24 protein-coding genes and 1 pseudogene are annotated in these 23,875 nt (G+C 70.0%); 18 read left to right on the top strand and 7 right to left on the bottom strand.

Annotated features, from left to right (window positions below):
- Nucleotides 1-849: 849 nt before the first annotated feature.
- The 4 genes and pseudogenes from NYO98_RS03835 to NYO98_RS03820 form a co-directional block, all read left to right on the top strand.
- A pseudogene (locus tag NYO98_RS03835) lies at nucleotides 850-1,263 on the top strand (TSCPD domain-containing protein); the annotation flags it as partial.
- 457 nt (nucleotides 1,264-1,720) lie between these two features.
- The gene (locus NYO98_RS03830) at nucleotides 1,721-3,058 is read left to right on the top strand and encodes an ApeA N-terminal domain 1-containing protein (protein ID WP_268110203.1); all 1,338 of its coding nucleotides are present in this window, start codon (nucleotides 1,721-1,723) and stop codon (nucleotides 3,056-3,058) included.
- Nucleotides 3,059-3,469: 411 nt separating this feature from the next.
- A complete protein-coding gene (locus NYO98_RS03825) occupies nucleotides 3,470-3,646 on the top strand; it encodes a hypothetical protein (RefSeq protein ID WP_268110202.1) in 177 nt (58 codons plus the stop codon).
- A 201-nt stretch (nucleotides 3,647-3,847) separates the two neighbouring features.
- A complete protein-coding gene (locus NYO98_RS03820) occupies nucleotides 3,848-4,753 on the top strand; it encodes a tyrosine-type recombinase/integrase (protein ID WP_268110201.1) in 906 nt (301 codons plus the stop codon).
- 165 nt (nucleotides 4,754-4,918) lie between these two features.
- Here the strand turns inward: NYO98_RS03820 and NYO98_RS03815 are convergent, their stop codons facing one another.
- Nucleotides 4,919-5,998, bottom strand: a complete 1,080-nt coding sequence (locus NYO98_RS03815; protein ID WP_268110200.1) for a DUF4236 domain-containing protein — start codon at nucleotides 5,996-5,998, stop codon at nucleotides 4,919-4,921.
- A 239-nt stretch (nucleotides 5,999-6,237) separates the two neighbouring features.
- On the opposite strand from NYO98_RS03815, the gene NYO98_RS03810 reads away from it, so the two are divergent.
- The 10 genes from NYO98_RS03810 (at nucleotide 6,238) to NYO98_RS03765 (ending at nucleotide 15,267) form a co-directional block, all read left to right on the top strand.
- Nucleotides 6,238-6,531 (top strand): excalibur calcium-binding domain-containing protein, encoded by a 294-nt coding sequence (locus NYO98_RS03810; RefSeq protein WP_268110199.1) that lies wholly within the window; start codon nucleotides 6,238-6,240, stop codon nucleotides 6,529-6,531.
- A gap of 267 nt (nucleotides 6,532-6,798) precedes the next feature.
- Nucleotides 6,799-7,074: an excalibur calcium-binding domain-containing protein gene (locus tag NYO98_RS03805; protein ID WP_268110198.1), complete on the top strand. Its 276-nt coding sequence runs from the start codon at nucleotides 6,799-6,801 to the stop codon at nucleotides 7,072-7,074.
- A gap of 64 nt (nucleotides 7,075-7,138) precedes the next feature.
- Nucleotides 7,139-8,065, top strand: a complete 927-nt coding sequence (locus NYO98_RS03800; RefSeq protein WP_268110197.1) for a nuclease-related domain-containing protein — start codon at nucleotides 7,139-7,141, stop codon at nucleotides 8,063-8,065.
- 430 nt (nucleotides 8,066-8,495) lie between these two features.
- Nucleotides 8,496-9,278: an alpha/beta fold hydrolase gene (locus NYO98_RS03795; RefSeq protein WP_268110196.1), complete on the top strand. Its 783-nt coding sequence runs from the start codon at nucleotides 8,496-8,498 to the stop codon at nucleotides 9,276-9,278.
- A 152-nt stretch (nucleotides 9,279-9,430) separates the two neighbouring features.
- A complete protein-coding gene (locus tag NYO98_RS03790) occupies nucleotides 9,431-10,879 on the top strand; it encodes a hypothetical protein (RefSeq protein WP_268110195.1) in 1,449 nt (482 codons plus the stop codon).
- A 207-nt stretch (nucleotides 10,880-11,086) separates the two neighbouring features.
- The gene (locus NYO98_RS03785; RefSeq protein ID WP_268110194.1) at nucleotides 11,087-11,809 is read left to right on the top strand and encodes a PadR family transcriptional regulator; all 723 of its coding nucleotides are present in this window, start codon (nucleotides 11,087-11,089) and stop codon (nucleotides 11,807-11,809) included.
- A 17-nt stretch (nucleotides 11,810-11,826) separates the two neighbouring features.
- Nucleotides 11,827-12,234, top strand: a complete 408-nt coding sequence (locus tag NYO98_RS03780; RefSeq protein ID WP_268110193.1) for a DUF1707 SHOCT-like domain-containing protein — start codon at nucleotides 11,827-11,829, stop codon at nucleotides 12,232-12,234.
- 44 nt (nucleotides 12,235-12,278) lie between these two features.
- Nucleotides 12,279-12,818 carry a hypothetical protein gene (locus NYO98_RS03775; RefSeq protein WP_268110192.1) on the top strand — a complete coding sequence of 180 codons (540 nt, stop codon included), beginning with the start codon at nucleotides 12,279-12,281 and terminating at the stop codon, nucleotides 12,816-12,818.
- A gap of 59 nt (nucleotides 12,819-12,877) precedes the next feature.
- On the top strand, nucleotides 12,878-13,579 hold the full coding sequence (locus NYO98_RS03770) for a YcnI family copper-binding membrane protein (protein ID WP_268110191.1): 702 nt from the start codon (nucleotides 12,878-12,880) through the stop codon (nucleotides 13,577-13,579).
- Nucleotides 13,576-15,267: a copper resistance CopC/CopD family protein gene (locus NYO98_RS03765; RefSeq protein ID WP_268110190.1), complete on the top strand. Its 1,692-nt coding sequence runs from the start codon at nucleotides 13,576-13,578 to the stop codon at nucleotides 15,265-15,267. The genes NYO98_RS03770 and NYO98_RS03765 overlap by 4 nt, the downstream gene beginning before the upstream one ends.
- Here NYO98_RS03765 and NYO98_RS03760 read toward each other — a convergent pair.
- The gene (locus tag NYO98_RS03760) at nucleotides 15,245-16,096 is read right to left on the bottom strand and encodes a hypothetical protein (protein WP_268110189.1); all 852 of its coding nucleotides are present in this window, start codon (nucleotides 16,094-16,096) and stop codon (nucleotides 15,245-15,247) included. The genes NYO98_RS03765 and NYO98_RS03760 overlap by 23 nt on opposite strands.
- Nucleotides 16,097-16,190: 94 nt before the next feature.
- Here NYO98_RS03760 and NYO98_RS03755 point away from each other — a divergent pair, with 94 nt between their 5' ends.
- Both NYO98_RS03755 and NYO98_RS03750 read left to right on the top strand, forming a co-directional pair.
- Nucleotides 16,191-16,553, top strand: a complete 363-nt coding sequence (locus NYO98_RS03755) for a hypothetical protein (protein WP_268110188.1) — start codon at nucleotides 16,191-16,193, stop codon at nucleotides 16,551-16,553.
- Between the two features lies 1 nt (nucleotide 16,554).
- Complete coding sequence (locus tag NYO98_RS03750) at nucleotides 16,555-17,679, top strand: hypothetical protein (protein WP_268110187.1); 1,125 nt, start codon at nucleotides 16,555-16,557, stop codon at nucleotides 17,677-17,679.
- On the opposite strand, the gene NYO98_RS03745 is transcribed toward NYO98_RS03750, so the two are convergent.
- Nucleotides 17,676-18,440, bottom strand: a complete 765-nt coding sequence (locus tag NYO98_RS03745; RefSeq protein ID WP_268110186.1) for a dienelactone hydrolase family protein — start codon at nucleotides 18,438-18,440, stop codon at nucleotides 17,676-17,678. The genes NYO98_RS03750 and NYO98_RS03745 overlap by 4 nt on opposite strands.
- A 16-nt stretch (nucleotides 18,441-18,456) precedes the next feature.
- A complete protein-coding gene (locus NYO98_RS03740; protein ID WP_268110185.1) occupies nucleotides 18,457-19,290 on the bottom strand; it encodes a universal stress protein in 834 nt (277 codons plus the stop codon).
- Nucleotides 19,291-19,397: 107 nt separating this feature from the next.
- Between NYO98_RS03740 and NYO98_RS03735 the strand changes: the two genes are divergently transcribed.
- Nucleotides 19,398-19,835 carry a pyridoxamine 5'-phosphate oxidase family protein gene (locus NYO98_RS03735; protein ID WP_268110184.1) on the top strand — a complete coding sequence of 146 codons (438 nt, stop codon included), beginning with the start codon at nucleotides 19,398-19,400 and terminating at the stop codon, nucleotides 19,833-19,835.
- A gap of 27 nt (nucleotides 19,836-19,862) precedes the next feature.
- On the opposite strand, the gene NYO98_RS03730 is transcribed toward NYO98_RS03735, so the two are convergent.
- Nucleotides 19,863-21,035: an acyl-CoA dehydrogenase family protein gene (locus tag NYO98_RS03730; protein WP_268110183.1), complete on the bottom strand. Its 1,173-nt coding sequence runs from the start codon at nucleotides 21,033-21,035 to the stop codon at nucleotides 19,863-19,865.
- Nucleotides 21,036-21,130: 95 nt separating this feature from the next.
- On the opposite strand from NYO98_RS03730, the gene NYO98_RS03725 reads away from it, so the two are divergent.
- Nucleotides 21,131-21,583, top strand: a complete 453-nt coding sequence (locus NYO98_RS03725; protein WP_268110182.1) for a CoA-binding protein — start codon at nucleotides 21,131-21,133, stop codon at nucleotides 21,581-21,583.
- A 15-nt stretch (nucleotides 21,584-21,598) separates the two neighbouring features.
- On the opposite strand, the gene NYO98_RS03720 is transcribed toward NYO98_RS03725, so the two are convergent.
- Nucleotides 21,599-22,594: a Gfo/Idh/MocA family protein gene (locus NYO98_RS03720; protein ID WP_268110181.1), complete on the bottom strand. Its 996-nt coding sequence runs from the start codon at nucleotides 22,592-22,594 to the stop codon at nucleotides 21,599-21,601.
- A gap of 23 nt (nucleotides 22,595-22,617) precedes the next feature.
- The gene (gene lhgO / locus NYO98_RS03715; RefSeq protein ID WP_268110180.1) at nucleotides 22,618-23,826 is read right to left on the bottom strand and encodes an L-2-hydroxyglutarate oxidase; all 1,209 of its coding nucleotides are present in this window, start codon (nucleotides 23,824-23,826) and stop codon (nucleotides 22,618-22,620) included.
- Nucleotides 23,827-23,875: the final 49 nt, after the last annotated feature.

Here is a 23,875-nt window from a genome sequence, read left to right as displayed (position 1 = left end):
GACGGCGCCTTCATCGGCGTCGAGGTCGGTCAGGACATTGAGCGGATCGACTTGGACCTCACTCTGGAGCAGCCAGACAGAACCGCCGTCCACCTTTCGTCGATCTTAGATACGCTGGCTGGCCAAGTAGGATTTTCCGACTTCACCGAGCATCGGTTTGATGGCTCCTCGCTGACCCTGCTGGTGCTTGCTTCGGGAGGCGTGGTCCGTGATTTCCTGGAACTCTTCTGTCGGACTGCCTCGAACCTTTCCTTTGACGACGGACAGGCGGTCGACACGGACCACGTTGTGGCTGCGATTGCTGACTACTGGACGACAAGCAAGATGCCTGCCTTGCGGACCGATCTGTCGATGACAGACGCACGGCTCCTTGAAGAGGTTTTCACGGATTTCAGGCGGTTCTGCCTTCAAGAGTCGGGGTCGCCAATCTTCGGAGTCCTGCGGTCAGACCTGGTCGGTTTCGCTGAGGTCGCCTCCGCCGTTGAGGAATTGGTGGACCTCAAGTTTCTCCATGTCCTTTCACGTACAGCTGAGGTCGACGAGCGCGGCGAAAGCGTTAACGCCTACCTGCTCGATCTAAGCGCGTACAACTTGCTTCAAGACGCACTACCCGAGGAGGGACTCTCTCGACTCCTAGACGGGCAAGCGTTGGACCGCGTACCGCTCTCAGCTCTCTATGTCCTGTCGCGCGCCAACATCCTGTTGGCTGCTGTGCTGAGGGACTTGGAAGAACCTGGAGGGATGGTTGCTGCCGACCCTGGAGCTTCGACCGGCGGTCTCACGCTGGCTGAGCCTCCGGTGGTCAAATCCACCTCCAAGCCTTCGCCGGCAATGTCGGCAAGCGATGCCCCCGTGCCGCGTCGCCTACCCAAGTCGAGATTGGCCCGGACGACGAGTTTCACAGTTGGCGGCGCGGAAGGATACGTGACCGCCGAGACGTTCGATTCGGGCGATCTCGGTGAAGTCCGCATCCGGCTTGGGAAGTCTGGATCGACCCTTTCAGGGATCATGGATGCGTTTAGCCTGATGACGTCGATGGCTCTTCAGTACGGCGTTCCGCTGGACGAGATGGTGAACAAGATGACCAACTTGCGCTTCGAGCCTGCTGGCCTATCGGATGACCCTGACATCCGCATGGCGCAATCCATAATGGACTACGTCTTCCGGCGACTCGCCCTCGATCACCTTCCCTTCGAGAGCAGAGCTCCGCTTGGAATTTACACTGCTGAGGAACGACAACGTCACTTAGAGACCGGAAGTTACACACCGCCCGGTGAGTGAAGTTGGCACCACCAACCGATCTATCGCGCGTCGGGCGGCCACTACTCGTTTGAACAACTGATCGCTAAACTCGTGGATCCTTTACTGGTGAGCTGGTCGTGTCGCAGCGACTCTGTGATCGCCGCTCTCAGGACCTGTTCGACTGGCCACTTCCGGCGCTGGTCATACACGGACCAGGTGGACCAGCGGCCAGGTCCTCGAGCAGGTTGAGCGATCCGTCGGCGACGAATCTTGATCGCGATGCGATGTGCGCAGGCCGAGGCATCGCAGACACCTCGGACAAGCGATGGGAGCAGGCATTGGCGCAGCGTTGGTGAGGTTGCGCCACCCATGCCGATTCGAAGAGCCCCTCGCGATGTAGCAGCGGGCAACTGCTTGCTGCAGACCGCCGCGAGTCCTAACGTGAACGAGTACCCAAGTGGCTAGAGTGACCGGCGCCATGGCGAAGGATCCGAGCAGCGAAGTCCTCGAAGGCAACGTTGGCTTCTTCTGGCCCCAGGACGACCACAAGGTTGACCTCCGTGACGCGATCATCGAGCGCGGCTACATCTCCCAAGCGCCCGATTCGTTCGTGCAGGTCCGGGCGTTGGATGAGGCCGAGGTGCTACCGGGCATCTTGATGCCCACATCCTCACGGCCGGTGGCCTTGTTTGGGTCGACTGAGAAGTCCGGAATCTTAGTTCCGGACTTGATGAGTGCCGGTCGAACGGGACACTTCGGCGGTTCCAAAGCGTCAGTGCGACGCTACCGCGCTCGATCCGTGATCAGCGCCGTCGACTTGCACACGGCTCGGAGCAGCAATCTGACGTCTGCATCTCTCGTCTTTTCTGAAGGCCTCGACTTCGCCGCCCTATCGACGCTGCACACGAAGTTCAAGTCCGACCCGCATACGCATCTGCTGACCGAGGCCCAGTTCACGCTGAAGGCCGATCCCGCAGCAAACGGCGGGAAGTACGGATCTTACGAGTTGATTTTGGAGCCTGACTGGTCGACCTCCGAGGACGGCTCGACAACGAACTTGAGCACGGGGCTCTCGATCACACTCACTGTCAAGCGCCCACGTCCGTTCCACCAGTTCAGGCATCTGCTTGTCGGCATCCAAGACTTGCTGAATATGACCTATGACCGGTTTGTACCTGCCCAGTCGGGACGAGCCGTCGTTGACGGCGCTGACCCCAGCGCAGGCCGTTCCTACCTGTGGCTTCAAGACACCATGGTGCGGCCGCCACATGGACTCGGCGTCTCACGCCGACAGGAATCGACGCCGCTCTTCCGACTCGCCGATCTCGGTGGCTCGGCTGGCCTACGTCGGTGGTTGAGGCTTCGCGACCAGTTTTCCGATGTAGCTCAGTCAATCTCCTCCGGGCACCGCTACGGCGGCTCCCGTCAACCTTCTCGACTGCTGGAGTTGGCTGCTGCCATCGAGATTTACGTCGCCGCAAACCGCAAAGCAGGCGCCACTTGGGCCAAGAAGGCGACTGCGCCGACGCCGGCTGAGGCCCTAGCAAGGCGTGTCGGGAGCCCCTTCCTTGCACTTGTTGGCGACTACGCGACATGGGGCGAACGCATTCAGGACACCTATAACAGCGTGAAGCACGATCCGTCTTTCGCTCGCGATCCAGATGAACTCAGGTTGCTCTCGTGGTCCGCGCAAGTCGCCCTGTTGTGCGCGCTACTAGACCGAGCTGCGCTGTCGAAGGCACCGAGCCGCCGAATCCTCAGCGACTACCGCGTTGCACGAGGCAGTGAGGACCTTCGTAAGCTGCTAGGAACGTAGCTGTCTTTCGCCTCGATGCCTTTGATTGCGACGTACGGCATTCCGCCGCGCGCTGGCAGCGCTCTGCTGCTCAACCCGCTTCTCGCGACGCCGCTTTGACATCGCGTCCCTGTGCACGCGAAGCGAATGCCAACCTCAACACCTAGGATCGCTCTTCATGCAGTCGACTTGGGAGAATCGGGACCTACCTGTACTTGAGTCAATCGTCAGATTGGCGGATCAGAAGCGTTCACCAGTTGGAGCGCAGCAACTGGTCGACGACACCGGGCTAGACATGGACGATGTCCAGCGAGCCATCTTCGCGCTCAAGAACGAGAATCCTCCGTTCATCGAGGTGGGACGCCCATACGCCAACGGCTTCTACCACCTCGTTGGAGGGGTCACCGGCCATGCACGCCGGACCGTCGGCGCATGGCCGACACCAGAAAGTCTGACGGACAGACTGGCGGCAGCCTTCGTCGAAGCAGCGGAGGCGGAGACAGAGCCGACCAGGAAGGGGAAGCTGCGCTCGGCCGCGGAATCTTCGGTGGCGTCGGCAAAGATGTCTCATCCGAGGTTATTGCAAAAGTCATTACTCAAGGCATGTGACCAAGCGGCTCGAGGTATCGGACGCGGTTGCATCGTTGGGTATGCGTTCCGCGGCCGCGCTTGTCGGAGGTGCGTCACTCCGCCGCGATGCATGTCGCGACCTGACTTTTAGGCAACAGGACGGCCATAGCGTCAGGCAAGTGCCTCGTCCTCATTCGGCGGGCCAGGTCGGGGCTTGCCCGACTCCGCCAGGTGACACCGATGAACACGATCCTGCCGTTCCAGCCCGACGCGATGACGCCTGCCCAGCTCGCGGCCGTCTCGTACCTCGCCCGCTACTCCGGGCACACCCACACGTTGTACGCCTCGCAACTGCGACGCTGGTTCGCCTGGTGCGAGACCAACACCCTCGATCCACTCGTTGGGAACCAGCGCGCGCACATCGAGCTCTACATCCGACACCTCGGACAAGCCGGGCTGATCGCGTCCTCTGTCGTCACTTCGATGCATGCCGTCCGCGGCTACTTCAAGTACGCCCACATCGACGGACTCATCGTGTCCGACCCGGCCGTCTACGCACGCCTGCCACGGGTGCACCGCGACGAATCCCGCACCCAAGGACTGGACCGCCTCGAGCTCATCCGCTTCCTACAAGTCGCCCAGACCCTCACCGTCCATCACGGAGCGCTGGCCTTCCTGCTCGGCATCAACGCCCTACGAGCATCCGAGGCAGCCGCGGTGCGGATCGAGGACTATGCGGAAACACTGCGCGGGCATCGAGTGCTTCACCTCGTTGGGAAGGGCGACAAGCCAGCCACCATGCCGATCACCGTGCCCGTGCTGCGCGTCCTCGAGGCCTGCCGCGGCGACCGTACCGAGGGACGGCTGATTCTGCGCCCGGTGTCGGGCAACCCCATCGACCGCCGAGATGCCTACCGAATGGTGGCCCGCATCGCGAAAGCAGCGGCCATCCCACGTCACATCAGCCCACATTCGCTCCGACACGCCGCCATCACCAACGCCCTCGACGCTGGCGTCCCGCTACGCGACGCCCAGATCCTCGCCCGACACGCCGACCCACGAACCACTGAGCACTACGACCGGGCCCGCGGGAACCTCGACCGTCACGGCGTCCACTTCCTCACCGCCTACGTCGCCGGCGTCTGACAGCGCGTTTCTTGTTGGCGCATGCTCAGGCGTTGCAGCCGACTTGAGTCTCGGCTGAACATCGGTCGATGCCCCTTCTTCCCTCAGCTACGCCCTCGCTGCCACCCCCGACAAGGATGTCGCCACTCCGCGCGTCCGCGATGGGTACGTGTCTTGATCGACCAATTACAGCTGCCTCGAGCCAGGCGGGCGACTGCCCTCGGAGGCGACCAACGCACGAGATCCCCACACGTTGTCGAGCGCTCGGGCTTGGATGCCCACTAAGAGCTCCTGGACGCCGGGATAGTTGGCGTCCTCACCGAGCACGCGCTCCAAGTCCTTCTTGGCCATGCTTCGTTTGTTCTCGGCGAGGTACGTCCTTGCCCGCCCGACGAGGGCGAAGTGGCGTATGGCCGCGTCGCGGGACTTGGACTTGAGTGCCTCCTTAAACGCCTCGCGCGCCGCTGTGAGATGGCCGAGTTCTCGTAGAGCTACGCCGCGGAGAGCCAAGAGCAGCGCCGTCGGATCATCCTCGTTCCGTAAGCCGTTCGTGACGTCGACGACCGCGTCATGCTGGCCTTGGGCTCCGTACAACTCGCACAGGGACAAGGCCGCCACTGGGGAAGGGTCAAGCTGTTCCACCACAGCTACCGCAGCTTCCAGATTGCCCGCCGACTGCTCGAGTTCGGCAAGTGCCAGCCCGAGCGCGTCCCGGCTGATGGGCAGCGTGGCTGACACGCCCCTGGCTACCGTCACGGTCACCTCGCTGCTGCCCAGGTACTTGCGGGTGAACGGATGGTCGTCGAGTTCTCCGCCGTTTGCCCATGCCCACCGGCACACCTCGAGTGCCCGGTCACTGTCGCCGCCCTCCATGGCGAGGAGGCCCTCGAGGGTGGCAGCAACTACTGCCGCCTCGGGGTAAGTCTGGGCGATTCGTGGGAGCTCCTCGAAGCGGCTGCTCGTAACCGCTTTGTAGAGTTCCTTCTCCCACTTCGGGGCCAAGAACCCTGGCTTCGTCGCCTGGGCAACCGGCGCGGTTGCGGTCCCGGCTCCGCGTCGGGTTTGTGACGAGGACCGGCCCGACGATGAAGACTGGGTGTGGTAGATCCCCGTACCCGGCACCCCCACCGTCCGGGTAGTCCGCCCGGAGGTGCTCTTGCTGATCCGTGCGCCCGGAACTCCAGCCGATGCGCTGATTCCGCTCTTGCTGACCGTCATACGCACGCCCGGCATGACCTTGAAGCTCTTACGTGCCACGAATCCCATGACGTCCCCCAGTGAGCTGGCCGAGCCGCTACAGCGTCAAGCGTTTGGTCGCCGAAAGTCTATCCCCGCGAGGGCTCACCGACGCCGTGACCAAAAGGGGCCGAAAGGGGACCACCATTGCGATCAGGTCTACGCACACGCGGGTCACGGATGCGATGACCTGACGCTGACGGGTCTGTCGCTGAGGGCCTGGCAGTCGTACCCTCAGAAGCACGTTCCCTCGCCAAAAGGAGAGGTTCATGCGAGCGCTTGGCGTCCGTGCAGCGTCGGCTGTTGCGGTGCTGGTGGCCACCCCCATGACCGTGATCGCTGTCAACGAATCAGCGCAGGCCGCGCCCAAGACTTACTCGTCCTGCACGAAGCTGCACAAGGACTTCAAGTACGGCGTGGCCAAGAGCAAGAAGGCCGCAAAGAAGCAGGTATCCCAGGGAAACGCGATGCCCGCCTACAGCGACCGTGCGCAGAAGGTCTATTGGGCCAACGACACGAACCTCGACCGCGACCACGACGGGACAGCTTGCGAGACAGCCTGACGCGGCTTCGAGGGCGTTGCCGGCGCCGGCAACAGTTGCGCTCATCCTGTGGTCGTCCACTCTGACGTAACCGGGATCGGGACAGCTGAGGGATATATGCCGTACCGCTTTCGGTCAATCTCGGGGGCTGCCTAATTGATGTGTCGGTGAAGGACTCGGCCGATCGGGATGGGGCAACGCGAACTTCACCCGCGTTTTCCCGTTCTCCTGCAGGCGGGCAAGCGGTCAGTCAGGATTTCCTGGACAGCTACTACGGAGGAGATCTCAATGAAGCGCAGCTTCGCCCTTGCCCTGACCGCCATCGCCACGACCGCAGCGATGTCCGTCCCGGTCGCCGCGGAGGCCGCCGCCCCGGTGTTCCGGAGCTGCGATGCGCTCACCGCGAAGTGGCCCAACGGGGTCGCCAAGGGTCCGGTCGCCGCGGCCAAGGCCGTCCGCGACGGGTACAGCCGGCCGAACACCTCGAAGCTCGCTGTTCAGGTCTACTGGACCAACTACCGCTCGCTGGACCGCGACAAGGACGGGACCGCCTGCGAGAACTGAGCCCGTGGCCCGTCCAGTGGACGCGGGCTCCAGCTCGGGTCCACTGGCGCGCATGGTGCCCGACATGAACGTCGCGATCACACCCTGGAAGCGCTACGGCCACGACCGTCTGTACGTGACTGTCAACGCACGGAAGCTCGGCTACCGGGATAACACCACCGGAGTCGACCACCCAGCCGATCCCGCCGACGCCATTCTGTTGACCGAACTGGTCGACGCCCACCTGCGCGACGACTCCGCCGTTGACGGCGCGACCGTCACCTATCGACCGTCCTTGCCGCCGAGCCGAGTCGGGCGCCTCGAAACCGACGACGCGACGACGGCCGTGGAGGCCATCTGGACGGATCTTGCCGCTCACCAACCCGGCCAGCTCGCACGTGAACGAGCCGAAGAAGAGTGGGAGGCCCGCAAGGAGGCTCACCCGATCCGCTCCCGTCTAGGTCGACTGCTGAACGTGCACACCGACGAGCGGGCCTGGCGCATCGGCGCCGACGGCGAGGAGGCCGTGGGCGAGCAGCTGGAGAAACTGACACGCAAGGACCCGCGTTGGCGTGTGCTGCATGCAGTCCCAGTCGGAGACCGCGGCTCAGACATCGACCACCTGGTCATCGGGCCAGCCGGCGTCTTCACCATCAACGCCAAGCACCACCCCGGCGCGAAGATCTGGGTCGGCAAGGACCAGCTCCGCGTCAACGGCCACATCGAGCCCTACATCCGAAACAGCCGATTCGAGGCGATGCGCGCAATCCAGATTCTCACCGCGGCCGTCGGCTTCGAAGTCCCCGTCGACGCGCTCATCATCCTGTTCGGCGTGGAGGACATCACCATCAAGACCGAACCCGGCGAGAAGGACGGCAGTAGCGTGCACGTGAAGTACCGCCGCCAGGCGGTCCGATGGCTTGGCAAGCAGTCGACACGGCTCACCGACGCGCAGGTCGAGGCCGTCTACGAGCAGGCCAGGCGTTCGACAACCTGGGTATTGAGATCGTGATCGGCGTCTAGTGCAACTGGAGCGCGCCTCGTGCGTAGCGAGGGATAGACGCCATTCGGCGCGTGTGCGCTGGCGTTCCGTCGAGTTTGGCTCGCACGCCTAGCGGGTGGCACGAAGGTCTCCACATACGCCGAAATGGACCACGAGCCTGCCGGTGCGCCGAAGGGACGTGCGTCTTTCCGCCGCGTGCCGTCCGGGGCGCGACATTGCGCCGCGTACCGTCCGGGGCGGACCATTGCGCCGCTTGTCGGCGCGGGCCAAACAGCCGACGCAGCCCGGTCTGCATGGACCGGCGAGTCAGGGCGCTCAGCGCCGGTCGCATTCAAACGTCCGGATCTAGCAGCGGTGGAGTGTGTGGATCAGTGTGTTTCGTTGCGGATCGGCTTGCGGTGGCGATGCACAGATTTCCGCGTGGGCTAGCGTTCAAGAAATGACGTTGAACCATGCGCGCCGCGGAAGCGGCAGGCCGTTGTTGCTCGTGCACGGTCTGGGCGCTGGATGGCGATCCTGGTCCCCGATCATCGACGAGCTGGCCGAGAGCCGTGAGGTCATCGCCGTCGACCTGCCGGGTTTCGGCGAGTCGCCTCCTTTGACCGGCGAGGTCTCGATCGCCACCCTGACCGACTCCGTCGCAGAATTCATCCGCGAACAGGGTCTGGACGGGGTGTCGACGGTCGGCCAGTCGATGGGTGGTCGAATGGTGCTTGAGCTCGCACGGCGAGGCGTCGGCGGCGACACCGTGGCGTTGGACCCGGGTGGTTTCTGGAGCGACCGCGAGGTCGCCGTCTTCGGGGCCACGCTTCGGCCATCGATCGCTCTGGTCCGGGCGCTGCGAGGCACGCTGCCAGCACTGCTGGGCAACCCCGTGGGAAGGACGCTGCTGTTGGCGCAGTTGTCGGCGCGGCCCTGGGCACTCTCGCACGAGACCGTGCTGCCGGATGTGCGCGGGCTGGCTGAGTCCCCGTCGACTGGCGCGGCCTTGGACGCCCTGACCAAGGGGCCCAAGCAGCAGGGGGCGCCGGCCGGCACTGTGCCCGGCCGGGTCACGATCGGTTGGGGTCGTCGTGACCTGGTGACCGTGCCGAGGCAGGCCGCACGTGCGACGGAACTGTTTCCGGACGCGGTGCTGCACTGGTTCGAGCGGTGTGGCCACTTTCCACAATGGGACGCACCGCATGAGGCGACCCGACTGATCCTTGACAGCACCAGTTGAGGTCGGTCGCGCTGCCCGGCCAACGAGGGCGCTCGTCGCCCTAGACGGATCGTCATTCGGAACGGGTCGATCTGCGTCTTAACGCCGCGATTGTCCGCTCACCAACCTCTCTAGACTATTGTTATACGAACGTGTGTTCGATACGATGGAGCATGTTCTCCTTCGCCCCAGTCGCCGTCCAGCCGCCCTCCGCGGCTGCCGCGCCGAGCGCGAAGCACATGCTGGAGATGGCGTCGGAGGCGCTTCGAGCTCGCCGGCTCGCCGAGGTGGCGGAGGTCAGACTCGCGATCGAGTGGGCGGTCGTCAACGGGCATCCCCGCGACGATCGTGACTCGATGATCACCCCCGGAGGCGATGGAACTCCCCCACTGCGCGAGCACGCGGTGCCCGAGCTGGCGATGGTCCGCGAGACCCATCCCGCGACGACGCGGGCACTGATCGCCGACGGGCTCGACCTCGTCCACCGGCTGCCGCTCACCTGGGCAGTCGTCGAGGCCGGCGCCTGCGAGCCGTGGGTCGCCCGCAAGGTCGCCGTGCTGACCCGTTCGCTGCTCTCCGAGCACGTCGGCCGCGTGGACCGTGCAGTCGCGAAGGCCATCCGCGGGCACGCGCCCTCCACCGTGCTCGAGATCGCCCGCGCGAAGGTCATCGAGGCCGATCCGGAGACCCACCGCGCCGAACGCGAGAGGTCCCGCCACGAGCGCTACGTCCGCCTCTCCCGCGCCGACGAGTTCGGCTACCGCCACGTGATCGCCCGCGTGACCGCCGGCGACGCAGCCTGGATCGACGCCATGGTCGACCGCGTGGCCGAGATTCTCGGCGAGACGATGGGTCACGACCACAACCACGACGAGCTCCGGTCGCTCGCGATGGGCTGGCTCGCCCGCCCGGTCGACCTCCTCAAGCTCCTCCTCGAACACACTCGAGCCGACAGCGACGCCGAGACTGGTCAGACCGAGCAGCCGGCCTGGGCGCCCGACCACATGGCCGAGACCGTGGACCGGCTCTGTTCACTCCCGGCCCGCAAGCTGGCCAGGTTGCGCGGCCGCGGGCGCCTCTTCGTCCACCTCACCGACGACGCCCTCCGCACCGGGCGGGGAGTCGCCCGGATCGAAGGCGTCGGCCCCATCGACGTACGACAGCTCCACGAGGTCCTCGGCAACTCCGACGTGACCCTCACCCCTGTCCTCGACCTCGCGCAGCGCCGCCGGGTCGATGCCTACGAGCACTCCGACGTGGTCAAGGACCACGTCTGGGTCCAGACCGGCGGCGACTGCTTCCCCTACAGCCCACGCACCGCCACCCGCGACGGCGTTGACTACGACCACGCCATCCCCTACTCCGACACCGGCCCACCCGGCCAGACGGGTCCCCACAACTCCGGCCCCCTCCGCCGGCGCCACCACCGCACCAAGACCCACGGCGAGTTCACCACGCGCGTCGTCGGCCCCGGCCGACATCTCTGGCGCACGCCGCACGGCCGCGCGTTCCTCGTCGACCACTCCGGGACCACCCAGCTGCCCGCCGCCCAGGCAGCAGCCATGCTCGCCGCCATCGACGACGGAGTCGAGCTCTACTTCACCGCGCCAGTCGCCTACTGAGCCTCCTGGTGGCGGCGACCCGTCGAGCATGCCGGGCGAGAGGTCGATCCCCCTCGCGCCGTACCCCGGACCGGGTGGCCTCGACGGCGAAGAGACCCTTGAACGCCCCCAGGTCGAGGCGTACGCTCACGATATATCGCGATACGTCACCGATAGATCACGACGTACCGCTCCACCGGACCCCAACCCGACATCGAGGAGCACCCCATGGGACACCAATGGCCCGGGGCCGACTGGCCCGAGAGCAACGACGACAGCGCCGGCAACCAGGGCGGCCAGCGCGACTACCGCCGCCCGCCCGGCAACGACTGGTCCAGCTGGGGCCAGGCCCTCTCCGGCGGCAGCCGCGGCCGCCGGGCCGGCGGTCCCCCGCCGTGGCTCGGCGAGATCTTCGGCTTCGCCACCGCCTCCCAGCGCCCCCAGCAGCGCGGCCCGCGGGTGCGTCGCGGTGACGTGCGCACCGCGATCATCGACGTGCTGCACCGCGCCCGGAAGGCGGACGAGCCGATCAACGGCTACCAGGTCATCCAGGAGATCGCCGAGCTCAGCAACGGCGAGTGGCGGCCCTCCCCCGGCTCGGTCTACCCGACCATCCAGCAGCTGCAGGACGAGGGCCTCGTGGAGTCCGACGACGCGCGCGGGCGACGCACCATCCGGCTCACCGACTCCGGAGCGGCCTGGGCCGAGGAGAACGGCTCCGAGCTCGCCGCCGTGTGGGTGCCCTTCGCCCCCCGCTCGGAGGACACCTCCTCGGAGCAGCCGTCCGGCCACGCCGACATCAAGAGCGAGATCGGGCAGGTCGTCAGCGCCGTCTGGCAGCTGGCCACCCAGGGCTCGGAGCAGCAGAAGAAGGCCGCCCTCGACGCGCTGGTCGACACCCGCCGCCGCCTCTACGGCATCCTCGCGGACGGACGGGACGGCGAGCGATGACCACGCCGGACCCGCGCATGCGGATCGCTGACAGCGACCGTGAGCGCGCGATGGCCGACCTCGCACAGCACTACGCCGACGGGCGGCTCGACCACGAGGAGTACGACGAGCGGCTGGACGCCATCTGGACGGCGCGGACGCGCGCCGACCTGGCGGTGCTGTTCAGCGACCTGCCGCGACCCCAGCAGGCCGCGCGGCCGCCGCGCACGCCCGTCCGCGCCTCGGGCCGGCCGGGCTCGCGGTCGAAGTTCCCGGTGCTGCCGGTGCTGGCCGTCCTCATCGTCCTGAGCGTGATCGCCGACGCGCCGCTGTTCCTGCTGATCTTCCCGCTGCTGTGGTTCGCCCACCGCCGTCGCGGTCCGTGGGCTCCGCCCCCGCCGGGTCGCGCCGACTACCGGCGCCACTCGCACCCGCACGGCTGGTAGACCGAGCCTCCCGCGCCACGGGTCCCGTCTGCGACGATGAGCCCGTGACGTGGGAGGCGAGGGTGGTGCGCACGCATGCGCCGCACGCCCTCGCGCGCTCCGTCGCAGCGACGACGGTCGCCCTGTCCGGCGCCACGGCCGCCCACACGTGGGCCGGAGGTGACGTGCCCACCGGACCCGGCCTGGCCCTCGTCGCCGCCGTCGTCCTCGGCGCGAGCGTGCTGGTCTTCCGGCGCGACGTGCCCGGGTGGGCCCTGCTGCCCGCGGTCGCCGCGGCCCAGCTCGGCGTGCACGAGTCGTTCGGCCTCGTGACGTCCCACGACCACGCCGCCGTGACCTCCCCCGACCCGGGCTGGTCGTGGCAGATGGTCGGGGCGCACCTCCTCGTCACCGTGCTGACCGCCGTGCTGTGGTGGGCGGGCCGGCTCGCGGCGTCGTACGCCGTCTCGGTCCACGCGCACCGGCCCGTCCCGGTCCGCACCCGCGTGCGCCGTCGGCCGTCCGCCGCCGGCACGCGGTCCTCGCTCGTCCTCCTGCTCGTCTCCCCGCGGCGCGGTCCGCCCCTGGCGGTCCCGTCCACCTGAGCCCGGTCCGGGCTCGGGTGGTCACGCGACCCCAGACCCGCACCACGCCCAGGAGAGACATGTCCATCCGCACGTTCGCGCGCCTCGCCGCGCTCCCGGCCGCCACCGCTGCTGTCGCCCTCTCGATCGCCGCCCCGGCCGGCGCCCACGTCACCGCCACGCCGTCGACCGCGGCGGCGGGCGCCTACACCGTCGTCACGTTCAGCGTCGGCCACGGCTGCGAGGGCTCGCCCACCACGAAGATCGAGATCCAGGTGCCGGAGTCGGTGCTGTCGGTGACCCCCAGCCGCAACCCCTTCTACGACGTCGAGAAGACGATCGAGAAGCTCGACGAGCCGGTGGCCGACGCCCACGGCAACGAGGTGACCGAGCGCACCGCGTCGATCGTCTACACGGCCACCACGCCCCTACCCGACGGCGAGCGCGACGCATTCGAGCTGTCCTTCCAGCTGCCCGACGCCGAGGGCGAGACGCTGAGCTTCCCGACGATCCAGACCTGCCAGGAGGGCGAGACCAGCTGGACCGAGGTCCCGGCCGACGGCCAGGACGCCGAGGAGCTGGAGAGCCCGGCGCCGGCGTTCGAGATCGTGGCTGCCGGGGCCGGCGGCCACGGCGACGAGGCGGCCGCGGAGCCGGCCGCCGACGAGGCGGGCAACGCGGACGACTCCTCCTCGGCACTCGGGTGGGCAGGCCTCGTCGCCGGCCTGCTCGGCCTGGCCGCGGGCGGCCTCGCCCTGGCCCGGACGCGCTCGTCGTCGTGAGGTCCGCGGCGCGACCGGCGTGGCGGCACCCGTCCCTCCCCCCGGGGTGGGCGCGGGTCGGCGTCGCGCTGGTCGCGCTCGCGCTCGTCGTGCTCGGGGCCGCACCGGCCTCGGCGCACGCCGAGCTGGTCGACACCGACCCGGCCGAGGGCGCCGTCGTGGAGACGGCCCCCGACACCGTCACGCTGACCTTCAACGAGCCCGTCCGCCTGACCTCGCAGGAGATCGCCGTCTACGACGCCTCGGGCACCGAGGTCGGGTCGACCGCGACGGCCAGCGGCACGGACGTGAGCGTCGACCTCGACGGTGCGGCCGACCTCGCGGACGGCACCTACGTCGTGTCCTGGAACGTCCTCTCGGGCGACGGCCACCCGATCGCGGGTGCGCTGACCTTCTCGGTCGGCGCCCCCTCGACGTCGGTGGCCGCGGCGCCCGAGCCCGCGAGCTCGTCGGCCACGGTGACCGTGGTCCGCGACGTCGTCACGGTCGTGACGTACGTCGGGCTGCTCGTCGCCGCCGGCCTGGCCCTCTTCCTCGCCCTGGTCCTCCCCCGCACGTGGGACGGCTCGCAGACGCGGGCCCGGCTGCACCGGTGGCTGGCGTACGCCGCCGCGGCGGGCGCCACCGGGATCGTGCTGCTGGTCCCCGTCGCGTCGGTCTACGGCCAGGGCCTCGAGCTCACCGACGTCGTGTCGGCGTTCGACCCCGCCCTGGTGCGCAACGAGCTGCTGAGCGCCGTGATGGTGCTGGCCGGGCTGGGCGTCGCCGTCCGGGCGTCCGTGGCCGTGCCGCCCGACCGCACGCGCGGCCGGCTGCTGGTCGGCGGCGCGGTGCTGGCGCTCGCGGGCCCGTCGCTGGTGGGGCACACCCGCGCGTTCTCGCCGTCGGCCCTGCTGGTCGCGGCCGACGTCCTCCACCTGCTCGCCGGTGCGACGTGGCTCGGCGGCCTCGTCGGGCTGGTGGTGTCCCTGCGGGCGCTCGCCGGGCGCGAGGTCCTTGCGGCCACCACGCTCGCCCGCTTCTCGACCCTGGCCGGTGCCCTGCTGCTGGCGGTCGCCGCGACCGGCACGTTCCTGGCGTGGCGCATCGTCGGCTCGTGGTCCGGACTCGTCGAGACCCGCTACGGGTGGCTGCTGCTCGCCAAGGTCGCCGTTGCGCTGCTGGTCGCCGCCCTCGGCGGCTGGAACCGCTGGCGCACGCTGCCCGCCGTCGAGCGGGCGGCCGGCTTCGGCGACCGCGAGAGGGCCGCCGCGGCCGTCACGCGCACGGTCCGGGTCGAGGCGGTGCTGCTCGTCGTCCTGCTCGGGGTCACCGGGTTCCTGGTCAACCAGTCACCGCGACCCGTCCCGGTCACGGCCGAGTCCGGCACGACCGGGGTCGGTGCCGCCACGGCCGGCGACCTGCGCGTGCTGGCGGTGATGGACCCACGGCGTACGGGGTCCAACACGCTGCTCGTCCAGGTCCAGGACGCCGACGGCGAGCCGTACGACCCACCGACCAACCCGGTCGTCTCGCTCCGCACGGAGGGCCTCGACCTCGGCACGGTCGTGGTGCGGCCGATCGCGGCCGGCACCTACCGGGGCGAGGTCGTGGTGCCGCGCGCCGGCGAGTGGGAGGTGCAGGTCGGCCTGGCGCTGAGCCGCTTCGAGAACCCGGTCACGACGGTCACGCTGGACGTTCGACCGTGAGCTCCACCGGCACCGTGTGCAGGAACCCGTCGACGCGCACCTGCGCGAAGAGGCGGTAGTCGCCGGGGTCGGTGATCTCGGCGTGGAAGGTGAGCTCCGAGCCGTCCTCGGTGACCTCCGGCGGGCCGAGCGGGTGCAGGTGCACCATCGCACCCGTCTCGCGGTGGAAGCCGGTGACGTGGGCGTGGGCGCCGAGGTAGGTGCCGAGCTCGACCGGCCGCCCCTCGGCGTCGCGCACCTCGAGGCGCAGCTCCCCGTCGGGGCCCGCCGTCGGGGCCTCGGAGACCGACACCGAGACCGCCCGGTCCTCCGCAGCGGTGTCGCCCGGGTCGCCCGGCGGAAGGGCCAGCGGACGTCCGAGCACGACGTGGTCGCCATTGCCGCCCTCGTCGACCGCGATGAACTCCGTGACGACCCGGTAGCCGCCCGCGTCCGGCACGTCGAAGGGGGCGGTCCAGCTGCCGTCGTCGTCGCGGGTGGGGTGCAGGTGGCGGAAGACGGTCAGGTCGTCGTTGACGACGTAGAGGTGCAGCTCCTTGGTGAGCTCCTCGACGTAGTCGGTGACCGGCTCGCCCTCGTGGTCGTCGATGCGGAAGCGCAGCTCCCCGATGCCGTCGGGCCGCTCGCGGACCTGCAGGCCGGCGAGCGAGTAGCCGACCTCGCTGACCCGCGTCCCGTCGCCGACCGCCAGCGACGTGTGGCCCTGGCCCGGCGCGTGGGTGTGGCCGGCCTCGACCTGCCCGTCCCGGTCGTCCGCGTCGGAGCTGCACCCGGCCAGCAGGGCAGCGGCGAGCGCGAGCGGGAGGGCGTACGGGAGCGCGGACGTCACGGGCCCGATCCTCTCCCACGGCACCCAGCGGGTTTCGCCCGGGCGCGTCGGGGTAGCAGTGGCGTACCAGCCGGGGACGTTCGAGGGGGACCACATGACCGTGATCGAGATGAAGATGGGCGCCATCTACCGGGCTGCCCACGACGTCCTGCCCGCCAAGGCGGCGGACTTCGCCGCCCACGCGGACGCCACGTCCGGGGCGATCGACCCGATCGTGGCCCAGCTCGCGCTCGCCGGCAACCACCCCGTCGCCGGGGACCTGGCCGACCTCTCGGTCGAGCTCTTCGTGCACCTGCGCTCGATGGTCCGCACCTTCAACGACAGCGCGACGGCCCTCGACGCGATCGCCGACGACTTCGTGGCCGTCGACGCGGATGCCGAGGCGTGGTTCGCCCAGCACCAGCAGTACGTCGGCGATCCCGAGCTCGCGCCCGAGCCCACCGCGCCGGAGGTGTGAGGTGAGCGGGCTGATCGACCGGCTGGACCCCCTCTTCACGCAGATCGTCGACGGCATCGGCGAGCTGGAGGGCAACGAGGCCTGTGCCGACCTGTTCGACAGCGAGCAGAACCGCCACCTCGAGGACGGGTGGTGCCACGAGCCGGGCTACTTCTCGATCCCGGGATCGCACCCGTGGGAGACGCAGGCGCTCTACGTCGCGATGCACCCCACCCACCCGGACTGGTCGGAGCAGACGGTCACCAACGCCGACCGCGAGCGACTCATGCAGGAGGCGCTCACGACGACGTGGAACCAGAGCCACGACAGCTGGGTCAACAGTGCGGTGCCCATGGTCTACCGCAGCGCGAGCCAGGACGTCTGGGAGCCCGACCCCTCGGCGATGGAGGCGCCGGTGCGGGCGCTGAGCGACCTGACCCGGTGGCTCGCCGGGCAGCTCGAGCCGGGCGCCGGGTGGACGAGCCCCGACGACCCCGAGGCGCCGCAGTGGCTGGCCGACCTGCGCACCCACTGGCCGGCGACGTCGCAGAGCTCGGAGTCCTTCTACGACTTCTGGAACGACGTCAACGACAAGTGCGGGCTCTACCTCCACGCGGCCGCCCGTCTCGCGTCCTCGAGCGCCCAGGTCGGCGCGGCCCTGTCCGACTACCAGGCCAACCTGCTGGAGGCGACCGAGAAGTGCCGTGACCGCGTCACGGAGGCGCTCGAGCAGTGGCAGGCCTGGAAGGACCGCAGCGGCGCGTGGCCGACGGGGGCGATGACGGACAACAGCGGCGCCAAGGACATCCTCGGCCACGTCAGCACCGTCACCGGCCTGGTGGCCCTGTTCCCGCCCGCGGCGGCGGTGAGCGGGGGCGTCAGCCTCGTCACCGGCCTGGTCACCTACATCATCCCGGACAAGAGCATCGAGATGGAGGTGCTCAGCGCGGCCACCGCCTCCGAGATCCACAACGGGTTCCTCAACGACCTCAAGCGGATCACCGAGGAGATGCGCAAGGCGCTCGACGGCCTCCGGACCGAGCCCCCAGCGGACGGCGGCACCTTCGGGCACCAGGGCCTGGAGTCCTACGCCGACGACGTGGTCGCCAACCGGCGCGACTGGACGCCGCCCACGGTGCACATCTAGCCGGCGGGCGGGGCCGCCGCGGGCGCGAGGGTGGAGTCGAGCAGCGTCCGCAGGCTCGCGAAGTGCCGCTCGGTGGACTCCTCGTCGTACAGCGAGGTGTCGGACATCGAGTAGCCGTGCGGCCCCGGGAACACCTCGTTGACCACGGGCAGGCCCGCAGCGGCGACCGCGTCGCCGAGGGCGGCGACGGCCTCCGGCGGCATCGACCGGTCGTTCGAGGCGTGGCCGAAGGCGAAGGCCGCACGGGCCGTGGCCACGGCTCGGTGCGGGCTGTCGGGCTCCTCGGTCACCAGCCCTCCGCCGTGCCAGCCGCCCACCGCGACGACGCCGGGGTCGATCCCGGCCGCACGCAGTGCGATGCGGGCGCCCATGCAGTAGCCGGTGACCCCGACGCCCTCGCCGGTCGTCCCCGGCTGCGAGCGCAGCGCCGCGAGGTAGGCCGGCAGGTCGCGGGCGAGGAGGTCGGGGGTGAGCCCCGCGACCCGCTCCATGGCGCCGGGCATGAACGCCTCGCGCGCGCCGGGGTCGCGCAGGTCGGTGTCCGGGGCGAGCTCGGCCGCGGTGCCCGTGCGGTAGAAGACGTTGGGGGCCAGCACCGCGTAGCCCCACGACGCGATCCGGTCGGCCATCTCCTCGATCCGGGGACGGAGGCCGATCGCGTCGATGACGAACAGGACGCCCGGGGCGGGTCCCCCGTCCGGCGCGGTGGCGAGGTACGCCTCGGCGTCGCCGTCGGGCATGGTCAGGTGGAGGGTGGGCACGCTGCGAGGCTAGCCCTCAGCGCACCACCGCCACCGGGCACTTCGCCCGCTGCAGCACCGCCTGGCTGACCGAGCCCAGCAGCAGGCCGCCGAAGAAGCCGAGGCCGTGCGATCCCACGACCAGCAGCGAGGCGTTGCGCGAGGCGTCCACCAGGCACGGCACGGGCGCGACCGGGATCGCCTCCTGCTCGATCGCCACGTCGGGGTGGTCGACCCGCATGCCGGCCACGCTCTCGGCGAGCAGGACCTCGCGGTGTGCGAGCCCCTCGGGCGCCCGGGCCTTGGCGCTCCACACGTCGGTGGACGGTGCCCGCGTGCGCCACGCGTGGAGAGCCACCACCGTCTCCCCGGTCCGCTCGGCGCGCGCGCACGCCCAGTCCAGAGCAGCCGAGCTCGTCACCGAGCCGTCGACGCCGACCACGATGCGGCGCGAGTCGGGCGCGTGCGTCGGGCGTACGACGACCACGGGGCGCGGCGAGTGGCGCACCACGTGCTGGCTGACCGAGCCGACGAGCAGGTCCTCGGCCCGGCCGTGACCGCGGCTGCCGAGCACCACGAGGTCCGCGGACACCGCGGCGCGCAGCACCTCGCCGGTCACGTTGCCGATGCGGGTCTCCAGCACGACGTCGAGGTCGCCGAGGCTGTCCTCGACGCCGGCGAGGACCTTCTCCCCACGGTGCACCGCCTCGGTGCCCCACGGAGAGGTCACCGCGTCGTCCACGGCGACGACGTGGAGCCCGCGACCGGTGGAGCGTGCCTCCTCGGCCGCCCACCGGAGCGCGAGCTCCGCGTCCTCCGAGCCGTCGTAGGCGACCAGGATCCGGCGAGTGGGCGTGCGTGTGGTGTCCATGCCTCCAGCGTGCGCCTCCCGGCCGCTGCCCGACAGGTGAGGATGGCCCGGGCCGGAGGGGTCCAAGGGCCCTGCCGTCGCCCGCTCCCCCGCCGTACGGTCCCGGTATGGACGAGCCGATCACCCGCCTGGGCACCGAGGAGTGCTGGGAGTTCCTGCGCCGCCACGAGTTCGGCCGGCTGGCCCACCACCTCGCCGACGAGGTGCACATCGCGCCCGTCAACTACGCCGTCGACCACGACGCGGCCACCGGCCGGCGGTCCCTGCTCTTCCGGACCGCCGAGGGCTCCAAGCTGCTCGGCGTCGTGATGAACCCCGACGTCGCCTTCGAGGTCGACGAGGTCGTCGGGGAGCAGGCCACCAGCATCGTGCTGCGCGGCCGGGCCAGGAAGCTCGAGGAGGACGAGGAGCACCGCGCCGAGAACCTGCCGCTCCGCCCGTGGGTCGCCACGGAGAAGTGGAACGTCGTCGAGGTCGGCGTCACCGAGATCAGCGGGCGACGCTTCGAGCTGTCGCGTCCCTGGACGCACATGACCCCGGGCTGACCAGGTGGTCCCCGGCGACCCGCCGGGTCAGAGCTCCGACTGCACCCCGGCGAGCAGCTGGCGGGCCATCACGATCCGCTGGACCTGGTTGGTGCCCTCATAGATCTGGGTGATCTTGGCGTCGCGCATCATCCGCTCGACCGGGTAGTCGCGCGTGAAGCCGTAGCCGCCGAGCACCTGCACGGCGTTGACGGTGACCTCCATCGCGACGTCGGAGGCGAAGCACTTGGCCGCCGCGCCGAAGAAGGTGAGGTCGTCGTCGCCGCGCTCGGAGCGGCCCGCGGCGGCGTACGTCATCTGGCGGGCCGCCTCGACCTTCATGCCCATGTCGGCCAGCATGAACTGCAGGCCCTGGAAGTCGGCGATCGACCGGCCGAACTGCTGGCGCTCCTTGGCGTAGTCGAGCGCGTAGTCCAGCGCGCCCTGGGCGACGCCGACGGCCTGCGCGGCGATCGTCACGCGGGTGTGGTCGAGGGTCTTCATGGCGGTCGCGAAGCCGGTGCCCTCCTCGCCGATCATCCGCGAGGCGGGGATGCGGACCTTGTCGAGGTAGACCTCGCGGGTGGGGCTGCCCTTGATGCCGAGCTTCTTCTCCGGCGCACCGAAGGAGACGCCCTCGTCGGACTTCTCCACGACGAACGCCGAGATGCCGCCGCGGGTCTTCTTCTCGGGGTCGGTGACGGCCATGACCGTGTAGAACTCGGACTCGCCGGCGTTGGTGATCCAGCGCTTGACGCCGTCGAGCACCCACTCGTCGCCGTCACGGACCGCGCGGGTCTTCATGCCGCCGGCGTCGGAGCCGGCGTCGGGCTCGGAGAGGCAGTAGGAGAAGCCGCCCTCGCCGCGGGCGAGCGCACCGAGGTAGGTCTGCTTGAGCTCCTCGGACCCGGCGATCTGCACGGGGAGCGAGCCGAGCTTGTTGACCGCCGGGATCAGCGAGGACGACACGCACGCGCGGGCGACCTCCTCGATCACCAGGACGGTGGCCAGCGCGTCGGCGCCGGCGCCGCCGTACTGCTCCGGCACGTGGGGGGCGTGGAAGTCGGACGCGAGCAGCGCCGCGGCCGCCTCGTGCGGGTAGCGGGCCTCCTCGTCGACCTCGGCGGCGTGGGGCGCGATCTTGGCGTCGGCGACGGCCCGGACGGCCTCGCGGATGGCCTGGTGCTCCTCGGAGAGGGCGTAGAGGGGGAACTCGCTCATGGCTCCGGATTCTAGGACGTCCATGCTTTCGCGAGGAGGCATCGGAGGTGTGGCGATCGACACCCCCGGCTGGCCCGCCTGACTACGGTGGAGGCATGACCACTTCGCAGCGTTCGGTGAGCCGAGACTGGCAGGACCCCGCGACCGTCGACCGGATGCTCGACGAGGCGGGGACGTGGGCGGTCGTGGGCCTGTCCGGCGACCCCGGCCGGACGGCGTACTCCATCGCCGCGCTGCTCCAGGAGCGCGGCAAGCGCATCGTCCCGGTCCACCCGGTCTTCGCCGACCCCGGTGCTCCCGCGGTGCTGGGCGAGCAGGGCTACGCGACCCTCGCCGACGTGCCCGTGCCCATCGACGTGGTCGACGTCTTCCGCCGCTCCGAGGCGGCCGGCGAGTTCGCGGACCAGGCGGTCGCCGTCGGCGCGAAGGGCGTGTGGTTCCAGCTCGGGGTCGTCGACGCCGACGCGTTCGAGCGCACGACCGCCGCCGGTGTGCCGATGGTGATGGACACCTGCCCGGCGATCGAGTGGAGCAGGCGCCGCCGCTGACCCGGCCCGTCGCGGCTAGAGATCGACGGCCGCCTCGGCCATCGTGATGCCGAGCTGCCCGAGTGCCTCCTCCAGCACCCACATCACGTCCAGGGTGTCCTGCAGCGGCATGAGCGGGCTCTCCGTCAGCCCGTCCGCGAGGCAGCGCTGCACCTCCTCGGCCTGGTGGACGTAGCCACGGCCGGTGGGCAGGCGCTCGACGTCGACGGGCTCCGCCCCGTTGCGTCGTACGACGAGCGCGCTGGGGTGGTAGAAGGGCGGGACCACCTCGACCGAGCCCGCGATGCCCACGACGATCGCCCGGCCGGGCGTCTGGCTGGCGAGCGTGCAGGTCAGCGACGCGGCCCGCCCGTCGTCGTACGACAACTGGATGGCGGCCGACCGGTCGGCGCCGTTGGGGTAGGTCGTGCCGGTCGCGGTGACCCGGTCGGGACGCCCGAGGAGGTGCTGGGCGAGCGAGACCGGGTAGACGCCGAGGTCGAGGACCGAGCCGCCGCCGAGCGTGAGGTCGAAGAGCCGGCTCGCGGGGTCGAAGTCGCGCTGCGCCCCGAAGTCGGCCTGCACCAGCAGCACCTCCCCGATGTCCCCGGCGGCGACGAGGTCGCGGAGGTGGGCGACCGCGGGCTGGAAGCGGGTCCACATCGCCTCCATGCAGAACACCCCGGCGGCGCGGGCCGCGGCGACTACCTCCTCCGCCCCGGCCAGGGTGGCGGTGAAGGCCTTCTCGACGAGCAACGGGGTCCGCGCCTCGATGCAGGCGAGGGCGAGGTCGTGGTGCTGGGGGTGCGGGGTCGCGACGTAGACGACGTCGACGTCCCCGCGTCGTCCGGCCTCCACGAGGTCGCGGTAGGTGCCCGACCCGGGCGCGCCGAACCGGTCGGCGAAGGCCGAGGCCGACTCCGGCGAGCGACTGCCCACGAACGCGATCTCCGCGTCGGTGGTCACGGCAAGGTCGGAGGCGAAGGCGGCGGCCATCCCGCCGGTCGCGGCGATTCCCCAGCGAGTCGTCATGGCAGGACCCTAGACAGTCGCGGTCACGCGCGGGGCTGCCACACCTCGTCCATCACGTGGGCCGCGATGGCGAGGCTGGAGGTCGCGCCGGGCGAGGGGGCGTTGCGCACGCAGGTGACCCCGTCGGCGCGGGTGATGCGGAAGTCGTCGACGAGGCTGCCGTCGCGGTCGACCGCCTGGGCCCGCACGCCGCTCCCGGCGCGGGTCACGTCGCCGACGCCGATCTCCGGGACGTAGCGGGAGGCGGAGCGCATGAACGCCCGCTTCGACGCCGAGCCGACGACCTCGTCGACCCCCGTGCGCCAGTGCTCGCGGGCGAGCCGCCAGAACCCCGGCCACGCCACCACGTCGCGCAGGTCGGAGGCAGAGACGTCGCGACGCCGGTAGCCCTCGCGGCGGGTGGCGAGCACCGCGTTGGGGCCGACCTCGAGCGAGCCGTCGACGCGACGGGTGAAGTGGACCCCGAGGAAGGGGTAGCGCGGGTCGGGCACCGGGTAGACCATGCCGCGCACGAGGTCCTGCTTCGCGGGCGTGACGCCGAGGTACTCGCCGCGGAACGGCAGGATCGCCGGGCTGCGCTCGCCGTCGACGAGTGCCGAGACCCGGTCGGCCTGCAGGCCCGCCGCGACCACGACGTGGTCGAAGCGCAGCGGCGTGGGGTCGCCCTCCACCTGCACCAGCACCGCGTCGCCGTGCCGGCGGATGCCGACGACGCGCGCGCCGAGGCGCACGCCGCCGCCGGCCGCGAAGACGTCGTCGGCGAGCGCCCGGGTGATCGCGGGGTAATCGGTGATCGCGGTCTGCGGGGAGTGGAGCGCGGCGAGGCCGCGTGCGTGCGGCTCGACGTCGCTGATCTCCCCGGCGGTAAGCCGGCGCAGCCCCGGCACGCCGTTGGCGCGGGCCGTCTGCTCGAGGGCGTCGAAGCGGCCCATCTCGTCGGCGTCCACCGCCACGACGAGCTTGCCGCAGGCGTCGTACGCGATGGCGTGCTCGGCGCAGAACTCGCGCAGGAGGTCGCGCCCGCGGGCGCACAGCTCGGCCTTGAGGCTGCCGGGCCTGTAGTAGATGCCGGCGTGCACGACACCGGAGTTGTGGCCGGTCTGGTGCGCGGCCAGGCGGTCCTCCTTCTCCAGCACCACGACCTCGGTGCCCGGGCGCCGGCGGACGACCTCGCGCGCGATGGCGACGCCGAGGATGCCCCCACCCACGACACCGACCCGCTGCTCCCCCATGGGCGTGACGCTGGCGCCTCGGACGGTCGCCGTCAAGCACCACCGCCAT

This window comes from Nocardioides pini, from assembly GCF_026712185.1.
In the GTDB taxonomy this organism is placed as follows: domain Bacteria; phylum Actinomycetota; class Actinomycetes; order Propionibacteriales; family Nocardioidaceae; genus Nocardioides; species Nocardioides pini.
Note: the sequence above shows the minus strand (reverse complement) of the source record. Positions and strands in the feature narration are given on the sequence as shown.

Bases quoted from the DNA above. Each gene is read 5' to 3' on its own strand.
- NYO98_RS03830 (WP_268110203.1), top strand. From the start codon at position 1,721: ATGGCGAAGGATCCGAGCAGCGAAGTCCTCGAAGGCAACGTTGGCTTC.
- NYO98_RS03825 (WP_268110202.1), top strand. From the start codon at position 3,470: ATGGCCGACACCAGAAAGTCTGACGGACAGACTGGCGGCAGCCTTCGT.
- NYO98_RS03820 (WP_268110201.1), top strand. From the start codon at position 3,848: ATGAACACGATCCTGCCGTTCCAGCCCGACGCGATGACGCCTGCCCAG.
- NYO98_RS03815 (WP_268110200.1), bottom strand. From the start codon at position 5,998: ATGGGATTCGTGGCACGTAAGAGCTTCAAGGTCATGCCGGGCGTGCGT.
- NYO98_RS03810 (WP_268110199.1), top strand. From the start codon at position 6,238: ATGCGAGCGCTTGGCGTCCGTGCAGCGTCGGCTGTTGCGGTGCTGGTG.
- NYO98_RS03805 (WP_268110198.1), top strand. From the start codon at position 6,799: ATGAAGCGCAGCTTCGCCCTTGCCCTGACCGCCATCGCCACGACCGCA.
- NYO98_RS03800 (WP_268110197.1), top strand. From the start codon at position 7,139: ATGAACGTCGCGATCACACCCTGGAAGCGCTACGGCCACGACCGTCTG.
- NYO98_RS03795 (WP_268110196.1), top strand. From the start codon at position 8,496: ATGACGTTGAACCATGCGCGCCGCGGAAGCGGCAGGCCGTTGTTGCTC.
- NYO98_RS03790 (WP_268110195.1), top strand. From the start codon at position 9,431: ATGTTCTCCTTCGCCCCAGTCGCCGTCCAGCCGCCCTCCGCGGCTGCC.
- NYO98_RS03785 (WP_268110194.1), top strand. From the start codon at position 11,087: ATGGGACACCAATGGCCCGGGGCCGACTGGCCCGAGAGCAACGACGAC.
- NYO98_RS03780 (WP_268110193.1), top strand. From the start codon at position 11,827: ATGCGGATCGCTGACAGCGACCGTGAGCGCGCGATGGCCGACCTCGCA.
- NYO98_RS03770 (WP_268110191.1), top strand. From the start codon at position 12,878: ATGTCCATCCGCACGTTCGCGCGCCTCGCCGCGCTCCCGGCCGCCACC.
- NYO98_RS03755 (WP_268110188.1), top strand. From the start codon at position 16,191: ATGACCGTGATCGAGATGAAGATGGGCGCCATCTACCGGGCTGCCCAC.
- NYO98_RS03740 (WP_268110185.1), bottom strand. From the start codon at position 19,290: ATGGACACCACACGCACGCCCACTCGCCGGATCCTGGTCGCCTACGAC.
- NYO98_RS03735 (WP_268110184.1), top strand. From the start codon at position 19,398: ATGGACGAGCCGATCACCCGCCTGGGCACCGAGGAGTGCTGGGAGTTC.
- NYO98_RS03730 (WP_268110183.1), bottom strand. From the start codon at position 21,035: ATGAGCGAGTTCCCCCTCTACGCCCTCTCCGAGGAGCACCAGGCCATC.
- NYO98_RS03725 (WP_268110182.1), top strand. From the start codon at position 21,131: ATGACCACTTCGCAGCGTTCGGTGAGCCGAGACTGGCAGGACCCCGCG.
- NYO98_RS03720 (WP_268110181.1), bottom strand. From the start codon at position 22,594: ATGACGACTCGCTGGGGAATCGCCGCGACCGGCGGGATGGCCGCCGCC.
- lhgO (WP_268110180.1), bottom strand. From the start codon at position 23,826: ATGGGGGAGCAGCGGGTCGGTGTCGTGGGTGGGGGCATCCTCGGCGTC.